Below are 6,553 nucleotides of genomic sequence, written 5' to 3' on the forward strand. Positions count from 1 at the left end.
GGTGACGATCCTTTTACTGGAGCACGGCCAGCTGGTAGGCCGTGTACTTGCGAATGTTGATCACGCCGGTGTCGAAGATCAGGTACTGGCCCTTGATGCCCAACAGCGTGCCTTCCACGACCGGGTCCTTGTCGAGGTTGAAGCTGACGATCTTTTTCGGGTAGGCCTCGACCGGGTAGCGCATCTGCACCACCTCGGCGTCGGGCAGCGGCTGGATGGCCTGCAACCCGAAGCGCTCCTGCAGGCCGCGAATGCCGTCGGCGCAGGCGTCGAAGATCTGTTCGCGGATGGCCGGCAGGTCGAGTACCTCGGCATCGCCCTTGAGCAGCGCGCGCCAGTTGGTGCGGTCCGGTACCTGGCTGCGCAGCACGTCCTCGACCAGCCCGGATTGCTGGCGGGTGGCCACGCGCATGATCGGCAGCGCCTGGCTGGCGCCCTGGTCGAGCCAGCGGGTGGGCAGCTGGGTGGCGCGGGTGATGCCGACCTTGATGCCCGACGAGTTGGCCAGGTACACCACGTGGTCGGTCATGCAGAACTGCTCGCCCCACGAAGGCTCGCGGCAGGTGCCTGCGTCGTAGTGGCATTTCTCCGGGGCCATGATGCACACATCGCACTGGGCCAGCTTGGTCATGCACGGGTAGCAGTATCCCTGGCTGAAACTGGTCTTGGTGCGTTTGCCGCAATGGGTGCAATGGATCGCCCCGAGGTATTCCAGACGGATCGACTGGCCGATCAGCGGATTGACCGGCACCTCGGCGTCATCCAGGCGGAAACTGTATTGAACGACCGGTGCGTCCAGGCGTACCGCCATCTTGCTCAAAGAGCCACGAGCGAGTTCGATCAATGTACCGAGTCCGACTTGAACAGGATGTTGGCGATCGGCGCCGACTTCGAGGCGCACTCCTGCGGGCCCATGTAGCCGGTACGCTGCTCTTCGGGGAGGTTCTTCATCTCCCAGGCGATCACCGCCTGCAGTGACAGTTCCTTCTGTTCGGCGGTCAGCTTGCGGCCGTCGGACCATTTGCCGATCTCCACGGCCGTCTTCAGGCTCTCGTAGATCTCGGGGGTGATGTTTTCGATCATTTGCGCGAAAGTGGACATGCTGTCTCCTCAGTCAGGCGGACAGTTTACGCCGGGCCAGCGCGCCACCCAAGAGCCCTGTAAGGCATCCGATGAGCAACCCGCCGACATGAGCGGCGTTGGCGATCTGGCCGAAGCCGAGCTGCCCGACCACGCCGCTCAGGCAGATCACCAGCCAGATCAGCATCATCACCAGAACGCCTTTGGGCAGGTTGAACTGCGGATTGGGCGCCAGCCACTGGTACAGCCAGACATGCCCGAGCAAGCCGTAGAGCACCCCGGACAAGCCACCGAACAGGCTCGGGCCGCTGGTGAAATGCTGGGCCAGGTTGGACACCAGGCTGAACAGCAAGGTCAGGCCCAACAGCATCCACGGGCCCTGGCGCAGCTCGATGCGCTTGCCCAGCTCCCAATACCACAGGCCGTTCATTGCCAGGTGCAGCACGCCGAAGTGCAGCAGCATCGGCGACACCAGGCGCCACAACTGGCCTTCGGCCAGCCCCTGGAGCAACGGGGTGAAGTACAGGTAGTCGCCCTGCACCTTGAACGACAGGAAGGTGAACCAGCCGATGGTCGAGAGGTTGTCGCCCAGGCCGGTCACGGCGGCGACCACCACGCTCAGGATCAGTATCGCGGCGGTGACCTTGCAGGCCAGGACCTGCTCCTTCAGCGAAGGCTGCGCCGGAGCGACTTCCACGGGTTCGGGCATTGCCTGCAGATCGGCATTGCCGTCCGGGAAACGCCGGTACAACTCGAGCACATCCCCGGCCATGGCCGGCGGCGCCCACAGCACCTGTTCCTCGCCCTCCTCCACCACCCGGTGCGGCACCTGCAGGCGGCGCAGCAAGGCGACGAAACCGCTCAGGTCGACCGCCAGCGGCAGGCGCAGTACTTCGATCACGTTCATTGGCTGGCCTGCGGACGGTCGACGTCAACCCAGACGAACTTGTGCGGGTCGATGCGCGTTTCATCATCCAGGCGGTAGGCCGCCAGCTTGCCGTAGAGCACGGCGCTGTAGTCCAGGCAGGCCAGGTTGGCGCGAATCGGCGCCGGACGTCCGCTGCGCCAGTAGTGGCCAACGAATAGCAGTGGCTCGTCCTCGTCGTAGCGCAGCAGGGCGTTCTTCTGGCTGTGGCTGAGGGGCGTGCGGGCCACCTCGTCGGGTAGCGCGTCGGGCTGGAAGACGATGTCGCCGTAGGTCTGCGGGTCTTCCTCCCAGAACTTGGTGCGGAAGAAAGCGCGGGTCAGGCCGTCGCCGCCGGTCAGCGTCAGGCCGTCCGGCAGCCGCATGTCGGTACCGCGCAGCAGGCGGTTGCACACCGTGGCAGCGAAACTGCCGGACACCGCAGACGCCTGCACGAAGTGCTCGTCGATGCGGCCCGTGGGGTACTGCTGGCGCAGCGGCTCGATCAGCCGAGGGTCCCAGCAGGCGTGCACCAGGCGGAAGCGCCCGGCGTCGACGAACAGCGGCAGTTCATAGAACCACTGGATGAAATCGTGCCAGTCGCCGGGGTGCTGGGCGAACTGGGTGAGGGTCTCGTCGATCAGCCGGGCATGGCGCGGGGTGTGCTCGCGCACGAAGGCCTTGCCACTGCCGGGCAGTGCCGGGGTGACCCAGCCCAGGGCGTTGTACTCGTGGTTGCCCATGATGCAGAAGGCTTGGCCGGCCTCGACCATGTCGTGGACGATGTGCAGCGCCTCGCGGATGCGCGGGCCACGGTCGACGATGTCGCCGAGGAACAGCGCCTGGCGCCGAGGGTGTCGCCAGACCCCGCCGACACGCTTGTAGCCGAGCGCGTCGAGCAAGCGTTCGAGGGTGAGCGCACAGCCGTGCACGTCACCGATGATGTCGAAACTGCGCGCCGGATCGAGCATCAGTCGTCCCTGCCGCCCAGGCGGCTGCCCCAGCCGAGCTTGGTGCGGCAGACCTCGTAGTAGTTGTGGTCCAGCGGATGGATCAGGCGCAGCTTCTGCGGCTTCTTGCTCACCGTGATGGTGTCGCCGGGGGCGCAGGTGAAGTGGTTCTGCCCGTCACAGGAGACCTGCGGGTAAATCTGCAGGTCCTTGGATACGACGATCTTCAGTTCGCTGTTGCCGTCCACCACGATCGGCCGGCCCGACAGGGTGTGCGGGTACATCGGCACGATGACGATGGCGTCGAGCTTGGGGTGCATGATCGGGCCGCCGGCCGACAGCGCGTAGGCGGTTGAGCCGGTCGGGGTGGCGACGATCAGGCCGTCGGCCTTCTGGCTGCAGACGAACTGGCCGTCGATGTAGATCTCGAACTCGATCATTCGCGTCGACTTGCCCGGGTGCAGCACCACATCGTTCAGCGCATCGCCTTGGCCGATGGCCTCGTGGTGACGGCGCACCTCGGCCTGCAGCAGGAAGCGGTTCTCCACCAGATAGTGGCCGTCGAGCACCTCGGCGACCTTCTCTTCCAGCTCGTCGGGGCGGATGTCGGTGAGAAAACCCAGGTTGCCGCGGTTGATGCCCAGCACCGGGATGTTGTGCCGGGCCAGGGCGCGGGCAGCGCCAAGCAGGCTGCCGTCGCCGCCGACCACGATAACCAGGTCGCAGACCTCGCCCAGCAGCTTGCGCGTGGAGGTCTGCAGGCCGTGGCCGGGCAGGACTTCGGCGATGGTGTCCTCGAGGATCACGTGCAGGTGGCGCTCGAGGAGGAATTTTTTCAGTCGGCGAATGGTATCGAGCACCTGTGAGCTGCCAAGGCGTCCGATGATACCGATATTGCGAAATTGCTCCATGGTGCTCCTGCAAAGCTCTGCGGCGGGGGTGACAATGCCGGGATTATGGGCGAAAGGACCGGCCAGCGGCAAACCGGCTATGCTCGCTGGATGATGCCCTTCGCCGATCTCGAGTCCCTGCCCCGCCAGCTGCGCCACCCTGCCGTGCGCGACCTGGCCTGGGCGTTGCTGTCGCCACCGCTGCTGGCCCAGGCCGGCTGCCCCCAGCGCCACCCGCTGCAGGGCAGCGCCTGGGCCGATGATCCACAGCGTCTTGGCCACTGGCTCGCGGCGCTCGACCTGGCGCCCACGCCGCTGCTGAGCTGGCTGACACGCCTGAACAGCCGGCGGCTGGGCTTGTACTACGAAAGCCTGTGGCAGTTCGCCCTGCAGCAGGCGCCAGGCATTGAGCTGCTGGCGGCCAACCTGGCAATCCGCGACGGCGGGCGCACCCTGGGTGAACTCGACCTGTTGCTGCGCGACCGTGACGGCGATCATCATCTGGAACTGGCCATCAAGCTCTACCTGGGCCCACCCGTCGACGATGGCCAGGACCCCGCGCACTGGCTCGGCCCCGGCTGCCATGACCGCCTCGGCACCAAGCTGGCGCACCTGGCCGGTCATCAACTGAGGATCTCCGGTCAGCCGCATAGCCGCGAAGCGCTGGCTGGCCTGGGTATCGCCGAAGTTCAGGCGCACCTGTGGCTCGGCGGTTATCTGTTCTATCCCTGGCCCGGACATGCCGAGGCGCCTTTGGGTGCTCATCCGACGCATTTGCGCGGGCGCTGGCTGCATCGGCGGGATTGGGCGGATTACCTCGAGCACTGCCCCCTCGGACGCTGGCAACCGTTATCCCGGCAGGGGTGGCTGGCTCCGGCGCGAGTTGAAGCAGACCGTTGCTGGGCGGCCGAGCAGTTCGACAGCTGGTTGCTAGGACTGGATGAAGTGGCTCCGGCGCAGTTGCTGGTCAGGCTTGAAGAGGTTGGAGACGGTGCCTGGCACGAAGCCGAGCGGCTGTTCCTGGTGGCAGACAGCTGGCCACACCTTACGGGGTGATGACCGTGTAGCACGAGACATTCTTGCCTGCCCATATCAACACATTTTTTACACCGCACCGTTACGATGACAGCCAGGCGCCAGCAAGAGCGCCCTTTCCAACCTGATGACGAGGACTCACCATGGATTCATCCACCCCCGCAGCCCATTACGCGCGGCTGTCGATCGCCCTGCACTGGCTGATGCTGGTGCTGCTGGCCGCTGTCTACGCCTGCATCGAGCTGCGCGGCCTGTTTCCCAAGGGCAGCGCCGAACGCGACCTGATGAAAGACCTGCACTTCATGCTTGGGCTGACGGTGTTCGTGCTGGTCTGGCTGCGTCTGGCCCTGCGCCTGTCGCGCCCCACGCCGCCAATCGTACCCAGGCCGCCGGCCTGGCAGACAGGCCTGTCGCACCTGGTGCACCTGCTGCTGTACCTGATGATGATCGGCCTGCCGCTGGCCGGCTGGGCGATCCTCAGCGCCGCTGACAAGCCGATCCCGTTCTATGGCCTGGAGCTGCCAGCCATCGTCGCTCCGGATCCGGACCTGAGCAAGTTCATCAAGGGCTGGCACGAGCGTATCGGCAGCTGGGGCTACTGGCTGATCGGCCTGCACGCGCTGGCTGGGCTCTATCACCACTATGTGCGGCGCGACAACACGCTGCTGCGCATGCTGCCCTACAAATAGCCGCGTCGTCCCTGCAGGCCTCCGGTGTGCAGGAACACCAGGCGGGTGCCGGGGGCGAAACGCCCGGCCTCGACCTGGTCGCGCAGGGCCAGCAGGGCCTTGCCGGTGTAGAGCGCTTCCAGCGGCATGCCGGTTTGCCGTTCGGTGTCGGCGATGAACGCCAGCAGTGCATCGTCGATACGGGCAAAGCCGCCACGGCTGGCGTCGTGCAGCTCGTAGCCCTGCACGCCCGCCAATGACACGACGGTCTCTGGCACGCCGTGGTCCAACGGCACGGCGAGAGCGCCATGAACGGCATGCCTGCCCGCCTCTTCCAGCACCAGCCCCGCCAGGGTAGTGCCGGTTCCCGCTGCCAGCCACCAGACGTCGTAGTCGGCCCAGCCGAGCGTTGCCAGTTGCGCCCGGCACTGCTCGATGATCAACCCGCAGCCCTGGGCACCAGCCAGGCCGCCACCGCCTTCGGGAATGCAGTGCCAGCCTGGGTACCGGGCCTGCCAGGGCTGCCAGAAGCCGGGTTCATGGCGGGCGCGGTAGCCGCCGAAACCGACCCAGTGCAGTTCCATGCCCAGGGCTCGCAGGTCCTGTACCGTCGGTGTTTCCTGGGGGTGGCCACGCAGCAGGCCGGCGGTGGCGAAGCCGAAGCGCTTGCCGGCGGCCGCCAGGGCATGGAGATGGTTGGAATGGTTGCCGCCCAGGCTTATCAGGCCCGGGGCATTGGCCGTGCGGGCCTGGAGCAGGTGATGACGCAGCTTGAACCATTTGTTGCCGCTGATCAGTGGGTCGATCAGGTCCAGGCGCAGGACCGCGGCGTTGATTCTCGCGTGGCATAACCAAGGCAGGTCCAGGCGATGCAGAGGGGCTTGGGGGAGTGAATAATCAGACATGAAGGCAGTTTATCTGATCGCGCAGATGCAGACGTGCTGCTCGTTGCCGTTGCCGTTGCCGTTGCCGTTGCCGTTGCCGTTGCCGTTGCCGTTGCCGTTGCCGTTGCCGTTGCCGTTGCCG

8 protein-coding genes are annotated in these 6,553 nt (G+C 65.9%); 2 read left to right on the forward strand and 6 right to left on the reverse strand.

The annotated features are described in order from the left end of the window. Nucleotides 1-13: 13 nt before the first annotated feature. From CC207_RS19755 to CC207_RS19775, 5 genes are read right to left on the reverse strand one after another with little or no spacing between them, the layout of a single operon-like run. Nucleotides 14-844 (reverse strand): DUF2797 domain-containing protein, encoded by an 831-nt coding sequence (locus CC207_RS19755; protein WP_028692915.1) that lies wholly within the window; start codon nt 842-844, stop codon nt 14-16. Next, a complete protein-coding gene (locus CC207_RS19760; RefSeq protein ID WP_011532970.1) occupies nt 841-1,101 on the reverse strand; it encodes a YeaC family protein in 261 nt (86 codons plus the stop codon). The genes CC207_RS19755 and CC207_RS19760 overlap by 4 nt, the downstream gene beginning before the upstream one ends. A gap of 13 nt (nt 1,102-1,114) precedes the next feature. Further along, the gene (locus CC207_RS19765) at nt 1,115-1,987 is read right to left on the reverse strand and encodes a rhomboid family intramembrane serine protease (protein ID WP_028692914.1); all 873 of its coding nucleotides are present in this window, start codon (nt 1,985-1,987) and stop codon (nt 1,115-1,117) included. After that, nucleotides 1,984-2,955 (reverse strand): metallophosphoesterase, encoded by a 972-nt coding sequence (locus CC207_RS19770; RefSeq protein ID WP_028692913.1) that lies wholly within the window; start codon nt 2,953-2,955, stop codon nt 1,984-1,986. The genes CC207_RS19765 and CC207_RS19770 overlap by 4 nt, the downstream gene beginning before the upstream one ends. Then, a complete protein-coding gene (locus tag CC207_RS19775; RefSeq protein WP_023632574.1) occupies nt 2,955-3,845 on the reverse strand; it encodes an NAD(+) kinase in 891 nt (296 codons plus the stop codon). The genes CC207_RS19770 and CC207_RS19775 overlap by 1 nt, the downstream gene beginning before the upstream one ends. 45 nt (nt 3,846-3,890) lie before the next feature. On the opposite strand from CC207_RS19775, the gene CC207_RS19780 reads away from it, so the two are divergent. Then, nucleotides 3,891-4,880: a DUF1853 family protein gene (locus tag CC207_RS19780; RefSeq protein ID WP_028692912.1), complete on the forward strand. Its 990-nt coding sequence runs from the start codon at nt 3,891-3,893 to the stop codon at nt 4,878-4,880. Between the two features lie 122 nt (nt 4,881-5,002). After that, complete coding sequence (locus tag CC207_RS19785) at nt 5,003-5,548, forward strand: cytochrome b (protein ID WP_028692911.1); 546 nt, start codon at nt 5,003-5,005, stop codon at nt 5,546-5,548. Here CC207_RS19785 and CC207_RS19790 read toward each other — a convergent pair. Beyond that, complete coding sequence (locus CC207_RS19790; protein WP_088852627.1) at nt 5,539-6,432, reverse strand: 1-aminocyclopropane-1-carboxylate deaminase/D-cysteine desulfhydrase; 894 nt, start codon at nt 6,430-6,432, stop codon at nt 5,539-5,541. The genes CC207_RS19785 and CC207_RS19790 overlap by 10 nt on opposite strands. Nucleotides 6,433-6,553 lie beyond the last annotated feature (121 nt).

It is taken from the genome of Pseudomonas sp. DrBHI1, assembly GCF_002205115.1.
Taxonomy (GTDB): Bacteria; Pseudomonadota; Gammaproteobacteria; order Pseudomonadales; family Pseudomonadaceae; genus Aquipseudomonas; species Aquipseudomonas mosselii.

What these genes read in the sequence shown, in the direction of transcription:
- CC207_RS19760 (WP_011532970.1), bottom strand. Translation starts at nt 1,101, where the DNA reads ATGTCCACTTTCGCGCAAATGATCGAAAACATCACCCCCGAGATCTAC.
- CC207_RS19765 (WP_028692914.1), bottom strand. Translation starts at nt 1,987, where the DNA reads ATGAACGTGATCGAAGTACTGCGCCTGCCGCTGGCGGTCGACCTGAGC.
- CC207_RS19770 (WP_028692913.1), bottom strand. Translation starts at nt 2,955, where the DNA reads ATGCTCGATCCGGCGCGCAGTTTCGACATCATCGGTGACGTGCACGGC.
- CC207_RS19775 (WP_023632574.1), bottom strand. Translation starts at nt 3,845, where the DNA reads ATGGAGCAATTTCGCAATATCGGTATCATCGGACGCCTTGGCAGCTCA.
- CC207_RS19780 (WP_028692912.1), top strand. Translation starts at nt 3,891, where the DNA reads ATGGGCGAAAGGACCGGCCAGCGGCAAACCGGCTATGCTCGCTGGATG.
- CC207_RS19785 (WP_028692911.1), top strand. Translation starts at nt 5,003, where the DNA reads ATGGATTCATCCACCCCCGCAGCCCATTACGCGCGGCTGTCGATCGCC.
- CC207_RS19790 (WP_088852627.1), bottom strand. Translation starts at nt 6,432, where the DNA reads ATGTCTGATTATTCACTCCCCCAAGCCCCTCTGCATCGCCTGGACCTG.